The sequence below is a fragment of the Olleya aquimaris genome, assembly GCF_003259525.1.
In the GTDB taxonomy this organism is placed as follows: Bacteria; Bacteroidota; Bacteroidia; order Flavobacteriales; family Flavobacteriaceae; genus Olleya; species Olleya aquimaris.
Genome location: NZ_QLLO01000002.1, coordinates 42,596 through 64,505, shown reverse-complemented (window position 1 = coordinate 64,505; position 21,910 = coordinate 42,596). Strand labels below are relative to the sequence as shown.

The following is a 21,910-nucleotide window of genomic DNA, read 5'->3' as shown; positions in this document are numbered from 1 at the left end:
TCCACTGTTATTTGCGCTATGCTTTTAACAACAAGTTGTAAAAACGAAACCGAAACTAATAAAACTATGAGTGACAACGTGCTACTTCAAGACTACACTGGACCTTATGGTGGTGTACCTGCTTTTGATAAAATGTCTGTAGATTTAATAGAACCTGCTGTTTTAGAAGGTATGGAACAAGGGTTAAAAGACATTGAAGCAATTGCAAATAATACCGAAGCACCAACTTTTGAAAACACCATAGAAGCTATGGAGCGTGCAGGAAAAGGTTTAGACAATGTTTTTACTTACTACGGAATTTTTAGTAGTAACGTGAGTAGTCCAGAATTTAGAGAAGTACAAGGTAAATTAGCACCAAAACTATCGGAATACTCCTCAAAAATTAATCAAAACGAGAAACTATTTAAACGTATTAAATCTGTTTATGAAGCCTCTCAAAACAATCCACTTCCTGCAGACCAGCAACGTGTAGTAGAGCTAATTTATAAGCGTTTTGAAATGAATGGTGCCGAATTGGACGACACTAAAAAGAAACGCTATGCCGAAATCAACAAAGAGCTTTCCACGTTGTACAACAAATTTAGTGACAACGTATTACACGACGAAGAAAACTACATCACTTATTTGACCAAAGACCAATTGGATGGTTTAAGTGAAGGTTTTATCAAATCGGCAGCTAAAATAGCAACCGATAATGGTAAGGAAGGAATGTATGCTATAACCAACACACGATCGTCTATGGATCCATTTTTAACGTATTCTACAAATCGTGAGTTACGTAAACAAGTATGGACTAATTACTACTCTAGAGGAGATAATGGTGACGAGTACGATAACAACCAACTAATTGCAGATATCCTAAAATTACGTAGAGAGCGTGTTGAGCTTTTAGGCTATAAAAACTATGCGGAATGGCGTTTACAAGATCGTATGGCCAAAACACCAGAAAACGCTATGAATTTAATGGAAGCAGTTTGGCCAGCAGCAATAGCTAGAGTCAAAGAAGAAGTGGCAGATATGCAAGCAGTTGCAGATGCAGCAGGAGACAACATAGAAATTGCACCTTGGGATTACCGTTTTTATGCTGAAAAAGTGCGCCAGAAAAAATATGATTTAGACAGTGACGAAGTCAAGCAATACTTACAATTAGACAAACTTACCCAAGCTTTATTTTATACTGCTGGACGTTTATTTAATTATAAATTCACTCCTGTTGAAGAAGGTAAAGTACCAGTATTCCATGAGGATGTAAAGGTTTGGGAAGTTGCAGATAAAGACACCGATAAGTTTATTGGTTTATGGTATTTAGACCCATTTGCACGTAAAGGAAAACGTTCTGGTGCTTGGGCAACAACTTACAGAAGTCACACGACGTTTGATGGACCAAAAACTGTATTAGCATCCAATAATTCTAACTTTGTAAAAGCAGCTCCAGGAGAAGCTGTTTTGGTGTCTTGGGATGATGCCGAAACGTTTTTTCATGAGTTTGGACATGCGTTACACTTCTTCTCTTCTAACGTTAAATACCCAACCCTAAATGGTGGTGTTAGAGATTATACCGAGTTCCAGAGTCAGTTATTAGAGCGTTGGTTATCTACAGACGAGGTGATTAACCAATTTTTAGTACACTATAAAACAGGCGAGCCAATTCCAGCAAGTTTAGTAGCAAAAATCAAAAAAGCATCAACCTTTAACCAAGGGTTTGGAACGACTGAGTATTTAGCATCTGCATTAATGGATATGAAATTACACCTAGCAGATCCAACCAATATAGACATTGATAAATTTGAACGTGAAACGTTAGCAGAATTAAATATGCCTAAAGAATTACCAATGCGTCACAGAACACCACATTTTGGACATGTCTTTTCTGGTGAAGGATACGCAACAGCATATTATGGTTATATGTGGGCAGACGTCCTTACTAGTGATGCATCTGAAGCCTTTAAAGAAGCACCAGGTGGTTTTTATGATAAAGAAGTAGCAGATAGATTAGTGCAATATTTATTTGCACCACGCAATAGTATGGATCCAGCAGAAGCCTACAGAAAATTTAGAGGTCGAGATGCCAAAATAGAAGCCTTAATGCGTGATAGAGGGTTTCCGGTGACGACTGAGGAATAAATCAAGTATAAAATACAAATCAAAGTTTCTGGTATTGTTAGATATTAGAAACTTTGATTTTCTTATTCAACTTTATTAAAAAACAATAATTATGATAAATAAAAAAAGAGACACTGCCTTTATGATTATATCTGGTGCCATTATAGTAGTTGGTATTATTGGACTTTTTGTGTTTAGACCCTTTGGATTAATTACCATAGTTATTGGTGCAGCCATGTTATTAATGGCGTATTTATCTAAATTATAGAGCCCAAAATCGAGCTAAAAATCGTAAATTGCAAGCCTAATTTTAGGACTACATCATGCAACAACATTCTATGCTAGATTATATAAAAAACGTATTACAAAACTTACCTACAGATTGGTTAAACCTAACCACCCATAGACTAGATATTTACAACGAAGACCAGGCTAAAACTGAGTTTTTAAATGCGTTTGAAACCTTATTTAAAGCTAACAATGCAGATGCTTCTGCATTACATAATTTACCTACTGCTTACGACTATATTAGACTAGGTCATCCTTTATCTTGTGTTCTAGAATGGGTTATTGCTAATTTAAACGGATTAAAAGCAGAGCAAGTTATTAGTTTTTCTTCTCAAGTCACTCCTATTTTAGCAATCCTAAGAAAAAATTTGTTAGACAATAAAAATACGCAAATTTGCTACACTGGACATTTACCAGAATGCTTTGACGCAGATACAATACAACAGGTTTACGGTTATCATTTTAGCTTAAAACAAGTTGAAACTAGTGATGCTATTTCAGAATTTGATGGTAGTACTATTTTTATTGGACAACAAGAGGATATTACTCAGTTTCAGATTAATCAAAATAGTGACTTTTGCATCAATATTCATCCAGATTTTGGAAGTATCATTGTTGCAAACGGAAATGATGACTATATATCAGAGATTCAACACGTAAGACGACGCGAAACCATAGCAATGACACCAATTAATTGTCATTTGGTTTTAAATGCTTTAGTTAACAATACATCTTTCAGCTCTAAAAAAGAGAACCTTACAGATAATAAAACATCTGTTTTAAATTCCATTTCTAGCATCACTGGTGCTGCTACAAAACCATTAGTGGGTTCTAGCGGATTATCAATTCAGTATGCGATTATGATGGGTTTAATACATGACGCGCAAGACAATCACAAAGGAAAAGCTATTAAATTTATTGTTCCACCAAATTGTTATGGTGGCACCAATGACCAAGCAAGGCGTGTTGCTGCTTGTTTAGACCATGTGGAAATTGTCGACTTACCTGTAGATGGTGATAATGATATGGTACAAAGTATTGATCGTGTGTTAGCTTCTATTGCTAGTCAAGATGCGATCCCTTACATCATTGCAGAAATACCAACAAATCCAAGAGTTGAAGTTCCTAATCTTGAAGACTTAAAAGCTGCATTAAGTAAAATACGTTACACACCAAATGGTGAAGCAGCTGTTGCACCTGTATTTATTTTAGATCAAACCTTTTGCCCAAATGTGTTGTTTTTAGGTGAAGGCAAAATACTATCTACCGTAAAAACTATTTCTTATGCAAGTGGTTCAAAATTCCCAAGTGGTGGACTGTGTACTGCAGGCTATTGTGTTGGAAATAGCAAAACAGAAGGGTTAATGCAAAAAATAGAACAACACTTGTTATTGTGTGATAATGAAGCGACTAATCTTCAGTATGAATTATTAGCAAAGCAATTACCGTCTATGAATCAACGTATTGAAGATGCTTATCAAAACACTCGTGAGTTTGTAAACTTTATAAAAAATCATTTACCAGAAGCTAAAATTAATTTTGTGTCTGAGGAGTTAGCAGAACAAGGATTTACGCCTTCTGTGTTTTCGTTAGATTTACCAACAAAAGGACATACTGCTGAAGAAAAAGAACGTTACAAACGTGCATTAAATCATAAATTAATTAATTTAATGATTACCAAAATTCCTGATGAGAGTAAATATTGTGTGAGTTATGGCCAATTAAAAGGTTGTTACTGGACGATTCCTGCAACCTCTACACAAGGTACAACCAAAGAAGGTGATAAAGATTATATTGCTCGAGTTGCTTTGTCTGGAAATATGGATTTAGACAAACACAAAGAGGTGTTTTTAGAGTTTGTAAATAGTATTTCCTAAGTTAATCTTTATACAAACTAGGCAAACTTACTTTAAACTTAACAGCAATTAACCTAACGGTTATAACAACTGCTCCTGCGATAACAAACACAACATCCGACGCAATAGGTAATTTTATAACTAGAAAGTAAGTGACACCTCCTAAAATACATGCAGTAGCATACACTTCTTTTCTAAAAATTACTGGTATTTCATTACATAAAATATCTCTAATTACACCACCAAAACACGCAGACATGGTCCCTAAAAATATACAGATTATAGGGTGAAGTCCTGCGTTAATTCCTTTTTCAACTCCAACAACTGTATATAAACCAATACCAATGGTATCAAATAAAAATAAAGACTTACGTAAATAATCAATCTTATTTCTAAACACCACTGCAAATATTGTGGACAAAATAATTACGTAAATAAACGTCATGTCTTTCATCCAACTTACAGGAGTTTCACCAATTAAAATATCACGCAAGGTTCCACCACCAACAGCAGTAACAAATGCTATAATAAGTATGCCAAAAGCGTCCATACGCTTATTAAGCGCCACTAACACTCCTGATATTGCAAATGCAATAGTTCCTAAAATATCTATGATGTAAAACATACGCTATAAAAAAGCAAAACTAACACTTTATTAATGGTTTTAATAATAAAAAAAACAACCAATGTATTATATAAAACCCTAGTATACTTAAACTCTTAGGGACAACAGATTAGTAATTTATTTTTAATATTATCTTTTTTAACCTATCTTGGCATTGCTATTAATCAATATTCTTTAAACCATGAAACGATTAGTTTTACTACTAACTGTTATTCTCCCGTTATGCTTTTCTAGTAATTTACAAGCCCAAGACGATTATTCTCCTTGGACTGCAAGCTTAAGTACCAATGCCATAAACAATCCTGTAAGATCACTTCCTGGTGAAGAGGGACGTTTTAAAACATGGAATTGGGATCCAGCAGGTTTTAAAATTGGCTTAGCCAGACATATACGTGGAAAATTATCTTTTGAATCTACTATTTCGCTTAGCGGAGTTAAGCAAAATTACGTTGATCTTGATGAGAAGTTTCCGTTAATCTCTTTGGACGGATTATTTAAATTAAACTTATCCAATAGTTTTGTGGTTAACCCTTATGTTGCTTTAGGTGGTGGTTATACTTGGCTGGATGAAATTGGTGCAGGAACTGTTAATGTTGGAGTTGGTATTAATGTATGGTTGACTTATAATTTTGGACTAACTGCCCAATCAGTTTACAAGCATGCATTTGAAGAATATGGCTTAAAACACTATCAGCACTCGGTTGGAATAATTTTTAAATTTGGAGGTACAGATAGCGATAACGATGGTATTATTAACGAAGAAGACCAATGTCCAAACGTGTTTGGTTTGGCAAGTTTAGACGGTTGTCCAGACAAAGACAAAGATGGTATTGCAGATAAAGACGATGCTTGTCCAGATATGCCAGGAACTTTAAATGGTTGTCCAGATACAGATAACGATGGTGTTCCTGACCCTTATGATAGATGTCCAAATGTAGCAGGAGAGCAATCTAACAGAGGATGTCCACCACCAGATACCGATGGAGACGGTGTTCCAGACAAGTTTGATAAGTGCCCTCAAAACAAAGGACTAAGTAGTAATAATGGCTGTCCAGAACTTAAAAAAGAGCCAACAAACACCACGATATCTAATAAACCTGTTTTAATTTATTTTGAATTAAGCAAGGCTGATATTACAGAAGACAGTCAAAACATATTAGACAATGTTGCACAGTTTATGAAAAATTCTAAGTTTAAAACTTATGAAATTTCTGGACATACAGATAATACCTCGTCTAACGAAACCAACTTGAAACTATCTTTAGAACGCGCTAATGCAGTTAGAGCTTACTTGGTTGATAAAGGTGTGGATATTACCATGTTAATCACCAAAGGATTTGGAGAAGAATTCCCGATTGATAGAACCAATACAGAGGAAGGACGCCAGAAAAATAGACGTGTAGAAATTATTCCATTGCAATAATGTAACAACTCATCTATAAAAAATAACAACTGGGTTAGATGTTTTAGTGAAACACAACGGTTTGTTGCACTTTTGAAGTGTTAAACAATAAAACCACACATCATGAAAACATCAACAACACCAAACCCATTAAAAAGAAACCTATTAACTACTTTAGTTTTATTTGTATTTAGCTTAACACTAACCGTTGCTCAAACTGAAACTGAGGTTGCTACCGAAGAAGGACAAACCATAACAGTGACTATAAATAATGTAAAAAACAACACTGGACAAGTTATGTTAGCTCTACACACTAAAGACACATGGATGAAAAGCCTAGGTGTACAAAATATAAATACAGTAATAGAAAACAATTCTGTTAGCATTACCTTTAAAAACGTACAACCAGGTACCTACTCTATTATGGCATTACACGATGTTAATACTAACAACCGTATGGATTTTGAAAACGGTATGCCACAAGAAAGCTATGGGATGTCAAACAACCCTTTAAGCTATGGACCACCACAATTTTCTGAAGCTAAATTTGAAGTTACAAACGAAGATTTAGAATTTAACATACGCTTCTAACCACATCAAAAAACCGAATAGTTATCAAGCCACTTAATAGTGGCTTTTTTTTTGTTATAATGCTATTTGACTTTGTCACATTTTTCAAGTAACTTCGTTTAACGACTGATATTAAACACTTGTACTAAGCTTGTCGAAGTATTTAAACGTTTTTGTATCATATAAGTTAGCAAACATTAAAAACAAACCAATAACTACAATAATATGCTACAAAAAACTACATTTCTTTATTTATTAAGTTTTATTTCCGTAATGCAGCTAAGTTTTGCTCAGACTACAGCTATACCTGATAACGATTTTGAACAACGTTTAATTGATTTAGGATTAGACGATGTAATCGACGGACAAGTGTTAACCGCTAATATTAATACTGTAACTTCTTTCACCTTAAATAGTGGTTCTTATAATCCATCTAATTTGACTGGTATTGAAGATTTTTCTGCATTGGAAACCCTAATTGTGACTGGAAAACCAGCTTTAACGACTGTTGATTTAAGTAGTAATACAAATCTTATAACTGTTGATTTATCTGGAAATTTTAATATTACTTCAGATCTTGATTTATCAAATAGTCAAAATCTTAATAGTCTTAATATTTCTGGCGCTCTTTCAATTTCTTATATAGATGTAATTAATACAAATCTTTCAACGCTTAATGTAAGTAATACTAATCTTTCAACGCTTGATGTAAGTTCAAACCCAAATCTTTCAACGCTTGATGTAAGTATTAACTCAAATCTTTTAACGCTTGATGTAAGTAATACCAATCTTTCAACGCTTGATGTAAGTACTAACTCAAATCTTTCAGCGCTTGATGTAAGTAGTACAAATCTTTCAACGCTTGATGTAAGTTCAAACCCAAATCTTTCAACGCTTAATGCAAGTAATACCAATCTTTCATCGCTTGATGTAAGTTCAATCCCAAATCTTTTAACGCTTGATGTAAGTTCAAACCCAAATCTTTCAACGCTTAATGCAAGTAATACCAATCTTTCATCGCTTGATGTAAGTAGTACAAATCTTTCAACGCTTGATGTAAGTAGTACAAATCTTTCAACGCTTGATGTAAGTACTAACTCAAATCTATCAATTTTAATTGCGTCTGGAGCATCAAACTTATCGAACCTTAATCTTTCAAACACCAATCTATCAACTCTGAGAGTTAACGGAACAGGTATAACTGGGTTAGATATAAGTCTTCACACCAATCTTACAAATCTATTTGTTTCTGATAATAGTAATCTGACAGAATTAAATGTGCAAAATGGCACTAATACTAACATAACTCAATTTATAAGTATTTTTACCCCGAACCTTAATTGTATTCAAGTAGATGATGTTGCGTATTCTAATGCCAATTGGATTAACAGAGATGCTGCAAACAGTTTTAGTACAGACTGTGGTTATACGCTCAGTATAGATGAGCATGAGTATGAATTTGATTTTTCAATATACCCTAATCCTGTATTAGATGTTTTAAATGTGAGTGCTTCAAAGTCTATAAGCAGTTTAAAGGTTTATGATTTAAAAGGAAAGTTTATTCTTGCATCTCAAAATAACTCTATTGATGTTTCGCTTTTATCAAGTGGAATTTACATTCTAAAAATAGAAACTGAAAAGGGTATTTTTAATAGAAAAATTGTGAAAAAATAACGTTTGCTAACATTGTATAACAGCAATTACGTCGGATTCGGACGTAGTCAAATCCACTCGGAATTGCCAAAGTTATTTCTTAACCGAAAATTATTAACTTTAATCCCGTGACTGACGGTTCTATTAGACCGTTAAAGTAAAAAACAAAAAAAGAGCAACATACGTTGCTCTTTTTTTTGCTATTAATTAATTCTAATTAAAGACTTTTACCCAACCAAGCATTCATCATCCACACCGTTTTTTCTTGTTCGGTAATAAAATCGCTCATCATAGAATTGGTACCTTCATCATTAGCATCGTCAGATGCGTTTAAAATGTGTCGTTCTATTTTTAATAATTCGGTTAACGAGGTTACAATTAAAGCAACAGCGTTTTCGTCTTTAGACACGTTATGTCCAACAGGCACTTTGGCTTGTTTAATGTAATCTTCAAAGGTATGTAAAGGGGTTTCGCCTAAAGTTAACACACGCTCTGCAATTAAATCTACTTTCATATTAGCGTCTGTATACAACTCTTCAAACTTTACATGTAAGTCAAAAAAGTTTTTCCCTTTAATATTCCAATGGATACCTCTTAAATTCTGATAATATATTTGAAAATTAGCTAATAAATGGTTTAACTGATTTGCTAATTCTTTTGTTTTTTTGGTGTCTAATCCAAGACTATTTAATGTCATAATGGTATTGTTTTTTTATTTAATATAAATTTACAGCGAAATAATTTCGATTTATTATAAATTTTATTGATAGATTTTATATTTTTATAGTCTTAAACTATTATTATGACTATTACTCAACTATCATACGTCCTTGCTGTTGCAGAAAACCAGAATTTTACTAAAGCTGCACAAAAATGCTTTGTGACGCAACCTACACTAAGTATGCAAATACAAAAATTAGAAGATCAATTAGATATTTTAATTTTTGACCGAAGTAAAAAACCTATTGAACTGACAGAGGTTGGTAAAAAAATTGTGACACAAGCTAGAAATATAGTTAACGAATCGTACAGAATACAAGACATTGTAGACCAAGAAAAAGGATACATAGGTGGCGAATTTAAACTTGGGATTATCCCAACCGTTATGCCAACCTTACTCCCAATGTTTTTAAACAACTTTGTAAAAAAATATCCAAAAGTTAAGCTTAAAATAGAAGAGTTAACCACTGAGGAAATTATTTCTAGAATAAACGATGGACATTTAGATGCTGCTATTGCTGCAACCCCTTTAGAAAACGAAACCATTAAAGAACGTGTCTTGTACTTTGAACCTTTTGTGGCTTACGTCCCGCAAAACCATAGACTAAGGGATAAAAAAATGTTAGAAGTCTCCGATTTGGATATTGATGACATGTTATTATTAGAAGATGGTCACTGTTTTAGAGATGGTGTGATTAACTTGTGTAAAGCGTTTAAACATCATAGTGATGATAAGTTCCAGTTAGAAAGCGGAAGCATAGAAACCTTAGTTAAATTATCTAATGAAGGCTTAGGCATGACCTTATTACCCTATTTACATACTTTAGATTTAAACGACAAAGCAAAAAATAACTTGCATTATTTTACAGAACCTTCTCCAGCAAGAGAAGTGAGTTTAATTTATCATAAAAGTGAGCTTAAAATGCAAATCATTGAAGCTTTACAAGATGTTATTGCTGGTGTGGTAAGAGGTGCAATTGCTTTTCAGAACGTGCAAATAATTAGCCCAATTAGCAAATAAAAAAAGCGACCTGTTGGTCGCTTTTGAGTTTATCTTGTTAAGGATTTAAATAAATTAAACATTGATTTAGTTTTGGGTTTTGCTGTACTAAGGATTGTATATACACCTTAAGCTCTTCTATCTCGTAGGGTAATAACCTCTCCAGAGCTTTTTGTACTTCTTTGCAAAACAACGTGGTATCAAAACTAACTTTTTGAAGTACAGTTTTGGTGTACTCAAACATTGCTCTTGCCATAATTAATTAAAGGGTTTAGTTAAATATAAGTAGTGTTGTAGAATAGGCAAACGGTTTATTTGTTTCGATTAAAGGTAATAAAAAAATACTTTTAAACGTTAAAATTTTTGAAATTTAACAGTAAAAAAATAGTAACTCATTGATACTAAAATCTGTTATCTCCATCCAATAAATCACCTAGTCCACCTAAAATACTTCCCTCTCCTTTACTTTTTCCTCCTCTTGGCACACTTTGTAAAACACGTCCAGCTAATCTACTAAATGGTAAGGATTGTACATAAACCACTCCTGGACCTTCTAATTTTGCGAAAAACAATCCTTCGCCACCAAAAACAGTGTTTTTTATACCACCAACAAACTCGATATCATAATTAACGTCTTGTGTAAACCCAACTATACAACCAGTATCTACTCGTAATGTTTCACCTGCTTGCAATACTTTTCTAGCCAATGTTCCGCCAGCATGTACAAATGCCATACCATCGCCTTCAAGTTTTTGCATGATAAACCCTTCTCCTCCAAACAAGCCTCGACCTAATTTTTTACTAAATTCAATTCCTACACTAACACCTTTAGCTGCACATAAAAAGGCATCTTTTTGACAAATAAATTTTCCGCCATACTCTAATAAATCGATAGCAACAATTTTTCCTGGATAAGGCGATGCAAAACTAACTTTACGTTTTCCTGTAAGGTTATTATAAAAGGCTGTCATAAATAAACTCTCGCCAGTTAGCAATCGTTTTCCTGCGCCAAATATTTTACCTAAAAAACCAGTATCATTTTTAGAGCCATCTCCAAAAATAGTTTCCATTTTGATGCCATCATCCATCATCATAAAGCTTCCTGCTTCAGCAATAACACCTTCTTGCGGATCTAATTCTATTTCTACATATTGCATTTCTTCTCCAAAAATCTCAAAATCTATCTCGTGAGCATTTTTGTTATGTTCTGGTAATTGGTCTTTACGGTACATATCTTTAAAGTTTTAATTTATTATATGTTGCTTCTTTAAGTAATTTGTTACAAATTAAAATCTAACCTTTGACTTTAATAGACCATTCAAAATTAAATGTAGAGACCACTAATCCTTCTTGGTTGGTACCAATAGATTGCATGGTTATAGTCTGTCCTTCACCTGTTTTAATAGCTTCAGCTAGTGCTTGATCTACTTTGTGACCATCATTACACATAAAAGTGATTCTTCCAGTTGCTTTTTTAGTAAACGTAGCATTGTTAGAGGTGACTAACATAGATACTTTTTTTCCAGATGCTTTAATTTTCATCATCATCATTGCACCAGTAGCAAACTCTGCTGCCATCCCTTGAACTGCCCAAAACATAGAATTAAAAGGGTTTTGGTTTATCCATCTATGTTTAACGGTAGTTATACACTGCTGGTCGTTTAGTACTTTAGTACGTACACCACAAAAGTAAGCAGATGGTAATTTAATCATGGTAAATGCATTGAGTTTACTGGGAGATATGTTCATGTATTGGTCTATTTTCAGCTAAATTATTGAAAATAATTGACATTCTACTATGTTAAAAAAATGTTAATTTTTAGTACTTTGTATTGCATAATACCTTCTTTTAGATATATATTTGCATAAGAAACTATTATATACTTTTTAAACATGGTTACCAATCATCATAAAAACCTAGCCACATTTATACATTTATCGACATTTTCTCGGTTTATTTTTCCATTTGGAAACATCATTGCTCCCATAGTACTATGGATAACTAATAAAGATAAATCAGATTTTATAGATGCACATGGTAAGCAAGCCATTAATTTTCAGTTTAGTGTATTACTGTATGCTTTAATTATAGGTGCAGCTTGTATACCGTTTTTTGCCTTTAGTGTATTTAATCATTTTGATGTTTTAGATATTCAGGCTTTTGAAGGTATTAGAATTAATATTAGCAAACCCTCTCCTCTATTTTACATAGGAGGTAGTTTAGGACTTCTAGCAGTTATCGGATTTATATTAGAAATTATTTTTATTATCAATGCAAGCTTAAAAGCTAAAGATGGTGAAAATTACAACTATCCATTAACCATACATTTTATAAAATAAGACATCAATCAATCAAATCATCAAAAAACGAACAGTTTAATTATGAAACACTTTAAAGACTTATGAAGATAGAAAACACAAAAGCACAAATGCGTAAAGGCGTTTTAGAATACTGCATCTTGTCTGTCTTAAAAGACGAAGACGCTTACGTTGCAGAAATTTTAGGTACGCTAAAAGATGCAAAGCTGTTAGTAGTAGAAGGGACTATTTATCCTTTACTAACACGACTTAAAAATGCTGGATTACTCAACTACCGTTGGGAAGAATCTACTTCTGGACCACCACGTAAATATTACGGATTAACAGAAACAGGTCACCTCTTTTTAAAAGAATTAACCACGACTTGGGACGAATTACAAAACGCAGTAAACATAGTAACATCAATTAAATCAACTAAAAAATGAATAAAACAGTCAACATAAATTTAGCAGGTATATTTTTTCATATCGATGAAGATGCATACTTAAAATTACAGCGCTATCTTGAGGCTATAAAACGTTCATTTACAGACTCTCAAGGTCGTTCAGAAATTATAGCAGATATAGAAGCTAGAATAGCAGAACTATTCTCTGAACGCATGAAAACAGACCGTCAGGTTATTGGTAATAAAGAAGTAGAAGACGTTATTGCTATTATGGGGCAACCTGAAGATTATCTTGTTGATGACGAGATTTTTGAAGACGAGCCTAACCATAAAAGCTATACTAACACTAAAAAAAGCAGTACAAAAAAATTATTTAGAGACACAGAAAACAGCTATGTAGGTGGAGTCTGTGCTGGATTAGCACATTACTTTAGTATAGATGTTATTTGGGTTAGATTAGTTTGGATACTTCTTGTTTTTGGAGCAGGAACTGGTATTTTCTTATACATTTTACTATGGATTTTTATTCCAGAAGCTACAACTACATCAGACAAACTAACCATGACTGGTGAAGAAGTTACCATAACAAATATTGAAAAAAAAATTAAAGACGGATTTGAAAGTGTGTCTGAAAATGTAAAAAATATCGATTTTCAAAAACACGCAGACAAATTAAAAGTAGAATTAGAACAAGCAACAGATAGTATCTCTGAAACCGTTAAACGCATAGATACCAACAAGATTAAATCTAGTAGTAAATCGTTTTTTGATAGTATTGGAGGTGTATTTGCCTCATTTTTTAAAATAATTTCAAAATTTATAGGTATTGCATTAGTGGTTTCTTGTGTTGCAGGAATAGTTGCTTTGGGTATTGGATTAATTTTTGGAACTTTTTTTGATGCCGACTTTAGATTTTTTAATGCCGAATTTGTAAGATCTCATGAAGCTATAGATGGATCGTTTTGGGTGTTTCCTGTTCTAATATTTGTTGTGGCAGTAATACCTATTATTTTCTTTATTTATTTAGGTTTAAAAATTCTAATTAACAACTTAAAACCAATGGGTAGCGTTGCTAAATACAGCTTGATTGGTTTATGGATTTTAGCAATAATTGGTTTAGCTATTGTTGCCACAAAACAAGGGTTAAGTTATAAAGAAAAAGCTGCAGATATTAAAACACAACCATTAGTAAACATTAAAACTAACGACACGTTAATTGTTAGTATGAATTACAACGATACATTTGCAGAAAATTTTAATAGAAACTACGGTTTACAAAGTGCCAATGACGATGATGGTAACCAAGTACTATTCTCTCAAGGTATTAGATTAATTGTAAAATCAACTAAAGATAGCGTTGCTAAACTTAGAGTCGATAAATCTGCAAGAGGCAGCAACTTTAACACAGCTAAAAACAGAGCTAAAAATATAAATTACAACTATACATTAAATGGTAATAATTTAATTTTAGACAACTATTTTACGGTCCCTAATAATGCCATATCCAGAGATCAAGAAGTAGAACTTACCTTGTATTTACCAGAAGGTAGCGTCTTATTTGCAGAAGAAAGTACTTATAATTACCACAGAAATAATAGTCACTATTATAACGATATACTAAATAATGGTATGGAAGGACACTATTTACTGGTTAAACGTGCTAAATTAGAATGTTTAGATTGTGATGACTATGAAGATGAGCAATCATACTCTGACGAAGATGAAGTATCAATACTTGTACTTAATGAAGATGGATTAGTCGCTAAAAATGAAACTATGGACGTGATTATTAATGACGAAGGTGCTAAAGCTAGCACCAAAAATGTAAAAGTCACTATTAATGAAGAAGATGGCGTAAAAATTACCAATAAAAATGACAAATAACAATCATCAATCACACTAAAAACAAACATTATGATCGCATTAATCGAGTACTTAGTCACCTCAATTTCATCTATTTTTTTATAGAAAACACCAAAAATTAAAACCATAATCAATCAAAAAAACCAGCCATCTCAAGCTTTAAAAAAGTTTGGGATGGTTTTTGTTTATATTTGTATGTAACTAAACTATTTATACAAATGATTAAACAATTACTATCCTTATTTTTTATATTGATTACTATTACTGCTTTTGCACAAAAAAAAGAAAAAGTAAAGGGTAGTCGAATATTATCAACAGAAACTACTCCTGTTTACGGGTTTCAGCGTTTAGTTTTAAATGAAGATTTTGAAGTCAAGTTAGTTAAAGCAGACTCAACGTCTGTACAAATTATGACAGACGACAACCTACACGAATATATAACCATAGTCTCTCAAGACAGTACTTTAAGTTTAAAAACAACTGCAAGACTTCAGGAAAAAAAACTAGAAATCACCATTTTTTACAATGATCTTTTAAATACTATAGAGCTTAACGAAGATGCCGAAATAAGCTCTGAAAACACCTTGAAATTTAATGATTTAACCTTAACAGCTTCAGAAAGTTCAAAAGCTTTTTTAACAATAGAATGTGATTTATTTAAAATTATAAATAATAACAGAGCTAAAGTAGAGCTTAACTTAACAGCAAATGCTGTTAATTTAGAACTAAATGATAATAGCCGACTAATAGCACTAATTAACGCTTCTAAAATAGTAGCAGACCTGTTAGAAAGTGCTGATGCAAAAATTGAAGGTGATACAGAAAATTTACTTTTAGTAGCAGACAATTCTTCAGATTTTAGAGGCGAAAAATTAACTGCCAAAGACGCTAATGTAAAAACAGAAAACAGAGCAAGGACTAGTATAGATGTTTCAGGTAATTTATTAATTAACGCATCCGGAACTTCAGAAATTAGTATTTACGGAAGTCCAAAAATAACTTTAGAGTCGTTTGAGGACAACGCCATTTTAAGACGTAAATAACCTCCATCTATAATATAAAAAAAGCCGAAGCAAATGCTTCGGCTTTTTTTATTGAGAACTATTAATATGTTAGTTGTAAGTAGACGTACTTACTTCAAAATTAGCATCTTTTGCTGCTAAATAACGCTCTGCATCTAAAGCTGCCATACATCCTGTTCCAGCAGCTGTAATAGCTTGTCTGTATACATGGTCTGCTGCATCTCCACTTACAAAAACACCTTCTACGTTAGTTTTTGAAGTACCTGGTTTTGCATTAATAATGTAACCTGTTTCATCTAGATCTAAATAGTCTTTAAAAATATCTGTATTTGGTTTGTGTCCAATCGCTACAAAAAATCCAGTAGCTGGTATCTCATGCTTCTCATTGGTCTGATTATTAAATACTCTTACACCAGTAACTACCTGTCCATCACCTAATACCTCATCGGTTTCAGTGTTATAAAGTATTTCAATATTTTCTGTATTCTTTACACGCTCTGCCATGATTTTAGACGCTCTAAACTCGTCACGTCTTACTAACATAGTCACCTTTTTACAAAGTTTTGATAAATAGTGTGCCTCTTCGCAAGCGCTATCTCCTGCTCCAACTATTACAACTTCTTGATTTCTGTAGAAAAATCCATCGCAAACTGCACAAGCAGAAACACCTCCACCAAGTTTTAAATATTTTTGCTCAGAGTCTAGACCTAAATATTTAGCAGAAGCACCAGTAGAAATAATAACTGTATCACAGTGTATTTCTTTTTCATCGTTAACCCATACTTTATGGATGTCTCCAGAAAAATCTACTTTAGTAATCCAACCGTTTCTAACATCTGTTTCAAAACGCTCAGCTTGCTTTTGAAGTTGCATCATCATTTCTGGACCTGTTACACCATCTGGATAACCTGGAAAATTTTCTACTTCGTTTGTAGTAGTTAATTGTCCACCTGGTTGAGATCCTTGGTACAAAACTGGTTTCATGTTAGCTCTGGCTGCATATATTGCTGCAGTATATCCTGCAGGACCAGACCCTATAATTAAGCATTTTACTCTTTCTATTGTATCAGACATATTATTTATAATTTTTCTATGACAAAAGTAGAATTTTAAGTCAAAACCTTACCTAAGATTTATTAAAAGTTATTATAAAATCATAAACATATCTTATAGCGTTTTGTAAAAGACTTTTGTCGTATTGTTTATCTATTTTTTAAAATTCTGGTTGAAAAGATTTAAGAAGTCGCATCAAATTAGTTTCCATTGGTGTAAAGTGCTCATTTCCCTCAGATTTGCTGGAAGAATTAGTAAAATAAGGGACGATGCTTCCATCTTCATATGCATCAATAACCAAAGGATGAACGTAATATTTTCTACACACGTTTCTGGTGTTACCAAGTTCTTTAGCAGCTGTGTCTATAGCTGTTAGTATGTTTTTTTTGTTTTGCTTTTCGTCTTCAGTAAACCCTAAATTTTTTAAGGTTTCAAAACAAATAATTGTGGCTGCCCAAGTCCTAAAATCTTTCGCTGTAAATAGTGTCCCACTTAAATTTTGCAAATACTCATTTAGCATGGTACTGTCTACTTTTTGTTTCACACCAAATTGATCATAATACTGAAAGAGTTCCCATCCTGGAATTTCTTCACATTTATTGACCAAACGTATTAGTTTTTTATTTCTAACAGACACTTTATAGGCTTTACCCTTTTTACCTACAAACTCAAACTGAATTTTATCTTTAAAGGTATTTACATGTTTTGTTCTTAAAGTAGTTAAACCATAAGTTTCGTTACGTTTAGCATATTGATGGTTTCCTATTCTAATATGGGTTTCTTCCATTAAACGGACTATTAATGCCAACACTTTGGTTTGTGTCCATTCTTTTTGATCTAAATCAGCTTCTACTTGCGCTCTAATATTAGGTAGTTGTTGACCAAACAAATACATTTTATAAAATTTTGTTTGGTTTCTAATCTTATTCCATTTTGGGTGATATCTGTATTGTTTACGCTTTTTTTTATCGCGTCCAACAACTTGTAGGTGTCCATTAGGAAGCTGTGATATTTTAACTTCATTCCAAGCTGGTGGAATCACTAATTTTTCTAGACGATCTAACTGACTTGGTTCTTTTATGATTTTGTTTTTTAGTTTAAAAACAAAGTTATCATCGTTTTTTTCTCTTATAATTTTAAGATGTGATGGATTGGTATAAACCAAATCAAATTCTTCTATAACCTGTTCTGGTTGTAAAAGAATTTGATTGTAAATAGATGTATTTAAAGCTGCCAAAGTTATAAGTTTTTGTGCATGTACGATTTATAAGCTTCAGCTAAATCTTCTTTTTGTTTGTCAGTAAACACTTTTCCAGCTAATTGAAAAAATGTATGTTCTTCATCTTCTAAATGATGCTCTACTTTTTCTTTTAAATCTTTAGCTGTTTTTAACCAAGCTGAAGAGCTGTAATCTGTATTATCTAATTGTTCTATTAATTCGTCAATTTCATGATGCTCTGCAATACCATGTCTTGCTTTTTCCTGCATCATGTCGTTACTAATTAATGGCTTATAAAAGTGACGTTCTTCTGCTTGAGCATGAATATCTAGTTGGTTTTTCAACTTTTTATACAAAATATCTCTATCGCTACTATCTCCCGAAGTTTTTATGAGTTGATCTAATAATTCTCTTTGGGTATCGTGGTCTTTTCTAATAGATTCAAAAATAGTCATGGTTATAAAATTTGGTTAATTAATATTACTTGATAATTTTTTTAACAAGCATCATCAAGCCTAGTTTAGAAAATAACTTAAATCCGGTTTGCAACCAATGTGAGGGTTGTAAAGCTTCTTTAAAATCTTCTTTAATTATCTTTAATTCCTCCCAAGCAATTTGCTTTTCTAAACTCAACCTTTTAAGGTCTCTTTGTATGTCTTCTTCTGTGTTATAATACTTCATGGTTAGTCAAAAAAGGATTTAGAAATGGTTTTAATTACAGTGTTATTTATGTGCTTTCTTAATAGATAGATAATGCCAGAAAGCACTAAAAATAGAGCGCCTACAATGACAAAACCAAGAGCTATACTATCTAAAGCATTCCCTATAGCAATTGCAGAAGAAACAGCTAAAAACACTAATCCAATAAGCAATAATCCACCAATTAAAAGCGCTTTAAGCACTAAACTTAAAGAGCTTGTTAACTGCTGAAATATTTTTAGCTTATAATACTCTTGCGATTTTTGTAAGTACGCTTCGCCCTTATCAACTGCTTGATTAGAGGTGTCGTTTAATGATTCAAAAACGCTCATTATTATTTTTGTAATTTTTTGTTTCTAGCTTTTAAATCTTTTAGCTTTTTTTCAAGAGTTGTAATGACATCATCAGCTTTATAACTAGCGTTAGACACAATAGTTTCTAGTTGAGAATCTAAATTACTTTTTTGATTGGTTAATGTACTAGCAACTTGGTCTTTTAATTGTAAAGCGCTATCAGCTAATCTGTCTTTAGTAGCAATAGCATCTTCGGTTAATTTTTTTCTAGTATTGCTCCCTTTATCTGGTGCAAATAATATACCTAAAGTTGCTCCTATTGCTCCTCCTAATAATAATCCTAATGCTGTGTTTGTGCTTTTACTCATTTTTCAATTTTTTTTTATGGTTAATAATTAACTAAATAAGCTTTCATTGTAGTGTTGAAAGCTCAATTTTGGTTTATACTCAAAGATAAAAAACTTCAATTTAATTATTCTTAATAAAAATCTAAATTAATTGATAAATATTTGTTAAAGCCTTTATATTTTAATATAATATTATTGATTATTTATAAATTTAACAAAAACACTTGCAATGAAAAAATCAATAACCACCAAAAATCCGTACACTGGACAAGTTTTAAAAGACTATCAATATCATTCAGAAAATGACATTGAAAACATCTTGAATTCTGCAGACAAAACATTTGAAAAGTGGAGAACAACAGACATAAAACATCGTACCGATTTGTTACAAAATTTAGCCAATCTATTAGAGCAGCATAAAGAAAAGTATGCTAAACTAATGATGGAAGAAATGGGTAAACCATTAAATCAAGGTATAGCCGAAGTTGAAAAATGTGCTAAACTTTGTGATTTTTACATTGCTAATGCAGATCATTTTTTAGCAGATCAAATCATTGAAACTGAAGCTAAAGAGAGTTTTATAAGTTACGATCCGCTTGGTGTCATATTATCCATAATGCCTTGGAATTACCCATTTTGGCAAGTGTTTAGGTTTGCAGTACCAACTTTAACTGCTGGAAATGTAGGACTTCTTAAACATGCTTCAAACACCACAGGTTCCGCATTAAAAATTGAAAACATTTTTATTGAAGCTGGTTATCCCAAAGGCTGTTTTCAAACCTTATTAACCAATCATGATACTATAGAATCTATCATTGGTAATAAAACAATTAAGGCGGTAACGCTTACAGGTAGTGAAAAAGCAGGAAGAAGCATTGCTGAAGTCGCAGGTAAAAACCTAAAAAAAACAGTTCTGGAATTAGGCGGGAATAATGCATGCATTATTTTAGATGATGCTAATCTTGATAAATATATAGATACAATTGTAAAAGCAAGAATGCAAAATAATGGGCAAAGTTGTATTGCTGCAAAACGATTTATTGTAACTGAAAATATCTATGACCAATTCTTAGAATTGTTTACTAAAAAAATTAAAAATCTTACAATAGGCAATCCAGATAGTAAGGACACCTATATTAGTGTAATGGCTAAAGAGAGTTTGGCGGAAGAACTAGAAAATCAGGTTGAAAAATCATTAGAAAAAGGAGCTACAATCCACTACGGAAACGAAAGAAAAAATGCTTACTACCAACCCACAATCATAACCAATGTATCCTCTAATATGCCTATATTTAAGGAAGAAACCTTTGGTCCTGTAGCTGCTGTGATTAAAGTTAAAAACAAACAAGAAGCGTTTAAAACTGCAGCTAATTCTAGATTTGGATTAGGTACTATGGTATTTACAGAAAATATTAAAGAGGTTTACAAGGAGATAAGTAATATTCCAGATGGTGCATTTTTTATAAACGAAATGGTAAAATCCGACCCTAGATTACCATTTGGAGGCACTAAAGCATCTGGTTACGGTCGAGAATTATCTAAAGAAGGTATCTTAGAATTTGTAAACACTAAAACAGTATACATTAATAAATAAATTAACCTTAAACACTTAAAACTATGAGTTTAATTAAAGACGAAGACGAAAAAAGAAGAGATTATATTCTACAAAAAGACAAAACAACAAAACGTACTGGCGGTTTTGTAGCTGTCATGTTAATTTTACTTACATCAGCAGTTATAATTTCTGGATTGGTATTTAAATGGTTTTAATTTTATTTAAAACAATCTTTTTTGTAAATTGTATGGTAACTTTTTAACTAAAAACATATTATTATGAAAGCACAAATTATACTTTTACTAACCTTGTTTTTATGTGTTTCATGTAATAACAAAAAAGAAAACCATTTAGAAGAAAAGGAAAACGTACACACTGAAGACAAAATCACTAAAAGCTATCCATTAGAAGGTGCTTGGGAATTGGTGAGTTTTTATAATTATGTAGATGATAAAGTTAAAGACTCGTCCTTTACAGATCCAAATCAAAGACAAATAAAGCTCTACACCAAAGAAAAATTTATGTGGAGTAAAAAAAGACCAGCAGATTCCACAGAGTGGTTTGCTTACGGAAATTATAAAGTTGAAAATAATATGTTAATAGAACATGTTGAATATGGCTCTTTAACCATGGACAACATCATGAAACAACGCTCCTCTTTTGATTATGAGTTAATTATTTTTGAAAAAAGCTTTAGCCAAGTAGAACTTGACGAAAATGGTTCTAGAATTTATTCGGAAAACTACAAAAGACTAGAATAAAAAAAGCCTCAGTAAAACTGAAGCTTTTTAAAGTCGGGGTGGCAGGATTCGAACCTGCGACCTCCGCGTCCCAAACGCGGCGCGATAACCGGGCTACGCTACACCCCGAAACTGGTTATCTTTTCCTCAAACATCCTGTTTTTGGAGGTGCAAATATATACCTTTTCTTTAAATTAG

At 32.4% G+C, this 21,910-nt stretch carries 25 protein-coding genes and 1 tRNA gene; 14 read left to right on the top strand and 12 right to left on the bottom strand.

Annotation, left to right across the window (positions count from 1 at the left end):
• The first annotated feature begins 18 nt into the window (after positions 1-18).
• The 3 genes from LY08_RS02995 (at position 19) to LY08_RS02990 (ending at position 4,268) form a co-directional block, all read left to right on the top strand.
• Positions 19-2,124, top strand: a complete 2,106-nt coding sequence (locus tag LY08_RS02995; RefSeq protein ID WP_394341191.1) for a M3 family metallopeptidase — start codon at positions 19-21, stop codon at positions 2,122-2,124.
• A 91-nt stretch (positions 2,125-2,215) separates the two neighbouring features.
• On the top strand, positions 2,216-2,371 hold the full coding sequence (locus LY08_RS13505; RefSeq protein WP_158526724.1) for a hypothetical protein: 156 nt from the start codon (positions 2,216-2,218) through the stop codon (positions 2,369-2,371).
• A gap of 55 nt (positions 2,372-2,426) precedes the next feature.
• Entirely contained in the window at positions 2,427-4,268 is a 1,842-nt protein-coding gene (locus tag LY08_RS02990; RefSeq protein WP_111658963.1) for a PLP-dependent aminotransferase family protein, read from the top strand.
• Position 4,269: 1 nt separating this feature from the next.
• Here the strand turns inward: LY08_RS02990 and LY08_RS02985 are convergent, their stop codons facing one another.
• Positions 4,270-4,872 carry a trimeric intracellular cation channel family protein gene (locus LY08_RS02985; RefSeq protein WP_111658962.1) on the bottom strand — a complete coding sequence of 201 codons (603 nt, stop codon included), beginning with the start codon at positions 4,870-4,872 and terminating at the stop codon, positions 4,270-4,272.
• 181 nt (positions 4,873-5,053) lie between these two features.
• On the opposite strand from LY08_RS02985, the gene LY08_RS02980 reads away from it, so the two are divergent.
• From LY08_RS02980 to LY08_RS02970, 3 genes are all read left to right on the top strand, one after another.
• Entirely contained in the window at positions 5,054-6,295 is a 1,242-nt protein-coding gene (locus LY08_RS02980) for an OmpA family protein (protein WP_111658961.1), read from the top strand.
• Between the two features lie 102 nt (positions 6,296-6,397).
• Positions 6,398-6,865 (top strand): DUF2141 domain-containing protein, encoded by a 468-nt coding sequence (locus LY08_RS02975; RefSeq protein WP_111658960.1) that lies wholly within the window; start codon positions 6,398-6,400, stop codon positions 6,863-6,865.
• Between the two features lie 204 nt (positions 6,866-7,069).
• Positions 7,070-8,518, top strand: coding sequence for a T9SS type A sorting domain-containing protein (locus LY08_RS02970; RefSeq protein ID WP_111658959.1), 1,449 nt, complete (start codon positions 7,070-7,072; stop codon positions 8,516-8,518).
• Between the two features lie 196 nt (positions 8,519-8,714).
• Here the strand turns inward: LY08_RS02970 and LY08_RS02965 are convergent, their stop codons facing one another.
• Positions 8,715-9,194 (bottom strand): Dps family protein, encoded by a 480-nt coding sequence (locus tag LY08_RS02965; RefSeq protein WP_111658958.1) that lies wholly within the window; start codon positions 9,192-9,194, stop codon positions 8,715-8,717.
• Positions 9,195-9,299: 105 nt separating this feature from the next.
• Between LY08_RS02965 and LY08_RS02960 the strand changes: the two genes are divergently transcribed.
• Complete coding sequence (locus LY08_RS02960) at positions 9,300-10,238, top strand: LysR family transcriptional regulator (protein ID WP_111658957.1); 939 nt, start codon at positions 9,300-9,302, stop codon at positions 10,236-10,238.
• A gap of 37 nt (positions 10,239-10,275) precedes the next feature.
• On the opposite strand, the gene LY08_RS02955 is transcribed toward LY08_RS02960, so the two are convergent.
• From LY08_RS02955 to LY08_RS02945, 3 genes are all read right to left on the bottom strand, one after another.
• On the bottom strand, positions 10,276-10,473 hold the full coding sequence (locus LY08_RS02955; protein WP_111658956.1) for a hypothetical protein: 198 nt from the start codon (positions 10,471-10,473) through the stop codon (positions 10,276-10,278).
• Between the two features lie 145 nt (positions 10,474-10,618).
• Positions 10,619-11,449, bottom strand: a complete 831-nt coding sequence (locus LY08_RS02950; protein WP_111658955.1) for a TIGR00266 family protein — start codon at positions 11,447-11,449, stop codon at positions 10,619-10,621.
• A gap of 61 nt (positions 11,450-11,510) precedes the next feature.
• Complete coding sequence (locus LY08_RS02945; RefSeq protein WP_111658954.1) at positions 11,511-11,966, bottom strand: DUF4442 domain-containing protein; 456 nt, start codon at positions 11,964-11,966, stop codon at positions 11,511-11,513.
• 144 nt (positions 11,967-12,110) lie between these two features.
• Here LY08_RS02945 and LY08_RS02940 point away from each other — a divergent pair, with 144 nt between their 5' ends.
• From LY08_RS02940 to LY08_RS02925, 4 genes are all read left to right on the top strand, one after another.
• Positions 12,111-12,557: a DUF4870 domain-containing protein gene (locus LY08_RS02940; protein ID WP_111658953.1), complete on the top strand. Its 447-nt coding sequence runs from the start codon at positions 12,111-12,113 to the stop codon at positions 12,555-12,557.
• A gap of 62 nt (positions 12,558-12,619) precedes the next feature.
• The gene (locus tag LY08_RS02935) at positions 12,620-12,961 is read left to right on the top strand and encodes a PadR family transcriptional regulator (RefSeq protein ID WP_111658952.1); all 342 of its coding nucleotides are present in this window, start codon (positions 12,620-12,622) and stop codon (positions 12,959-12,961) included.
• A complete protein-coding gene (locus tag LY08_RS02930; protein WP_111658951.1) occupies positions 12,958-14,805 on the top strand; it encodes a PspC domain-containing protein in 1,848 nt (615 codons plus the stop codon). The genes LY08_RS02935 and LY08_RS02930 overlap by 4 nt, the downstream gene beginning before the upstream one ends.
• A gap of 197 nt (positions 14,806-15,002) precedes the next feature.
• Positions 15,003-15,827: a GIN domain-containing protein gene (locus tag LY08_RS02925; protein WP_111658950.1), complete on the top strand. Its 825-nt coding sequence runs from the start codon at positions 15,003-15,005 to the stop codon at positions 15,825-15,827.
• Between the two features lie 69 nt (positions 15,828-15,896).
• Here LY08_RS02925 and trxB read toward each other — a convergent pair whose 3' ends face one another.
• The 6 genes from trxB to LY08_RS02895 form a co-directional block, all read right to left on the bottom strand.
• The gene (gene trxB, locus LY08_RS02920; protein ID WP_111658949.1) at positions 15,897-16,880 is read right to left on the bottom strand and encodes a thioredoxin-disulfide reductase; all 984 of its coding nucleotides are present in this window, start codon (positions 16,878-16,880) and stop codon (positions 15,897-15,899) included.
• Positions 16,881-17,019: 139 nt separating this feature from the next.
• Positions 17,020-18,096 (bottom strand): DNA topoisomerase IB, encoded by a 1,077-nt coding sequence (locus LY08_RS02915; protein ID WP_245907541.1) that lies wholly within the window; start codon positions 18,094-18,096, stop codon positions 17,020-17,022.
• Between the two features lie 2 nt (positions 18,097-18,098).
• Positions 18,099-18,533, bottom strand: coding sequence for a hemerythrin domain-containing protein (locus LY08_RS02910; RefSeq protein ID WP_111658948.1), 435 nt, complete (start codon positions 18,531-18,533; stop codon positions 18,099-18,101).
• Positions 18,534-18,558: 25 nt separating this feature from the next.
• Complete coding sequence (locus tag LY08_RS02905) at positions 18,559-18,759, bottom strand: hypothetical protein (RefSeq protein ID WP_111658947.1); 201 nt, start codon at positions 18,757-18,759, stop codon at positions 18,559-18,561.
• A 2-nt stretch (positions 18,760-18,761) separates the two neighbouring features.
• Positions 18,762-19,109 carry a hypothetical protein gene (locus LY08_RS02900; protein ID WP_111658946.1) on the bottom strand — a complete coding sequence of 116 codons (348 nt, stop codon included), beginning with the start codon at positions 19,107-19,109 and terminating at the stop codon, positions 18,762-18,764.
• Between the two features lie 2 nt (positions 19,110-19,111).
• Positions 19,112-19,438, bottom strand: coding sequence for a YtxH domain-containing protein (locus tag LY08_RS02895; RefSeq protein ID WP_111658945.1), 327 nt, complete (start codon positions 19,436-19,438; stop codon positions 19,112-19,114).
• A 208-nt stretch (positions 19,439-19,646) separates the two neighbouring features.
• Here LY08_RS02895 and LY08_RS02890 point away from each other — a divergent pair, with 208 nt between their 5' ends.
• The 3 genes from LY08_RS02890 to LY08_RS02885 all read left to right on the top strand — a co-directional run bounded on the left by LY08_RS02890 (position 19,647) and on the right by LY08_RS02885 (position 21,733).
• Entirely contained in the window at positions 19,647-21,011 is a 1,365-nt protein-coding gene (locus LY08_RS02890) for an NAD-dependent succinate-semialdehyde dehydrogenase (protein ID WP_111658944.1), read from the top strand.
• Positions 21,012-21,034: 23 nt separating this feature from the next.
• A complete protein-coding gene (locus LY08_RS13545) occupies positions 21,035-21,187 on the top strand; it encodes a hypothetical protein (protein ID WP_170120596.1) in 153 nt (50 codons plus the stop codon).
• A 63-nt stretch (positions 21,188-21,250) separates the two neighbouring features.
• Positions 21,251-21,733, top strand: coding sequence for a hypothetical protein (locus LY08_RS02885; RefSeq protein WP_111658943.1), 483 nt, complete (start codon positions 21,251-21,253; stop codon positions 21,731-21,733).
• Between the two features lie 33 nt (positions 21,734-21,766).
• On the opposite strand, the gene LY08_RS02880 is transcribed toward LY08_RS02885, so the two are convergent.
• Positions 21,767-21,841: transfer RNA gene (locus tag LY08_RS02880), tRNA-Pro, on the bottom strand.
• Positions 21,842-21,910: the final 69 nt, after the last annotated feature.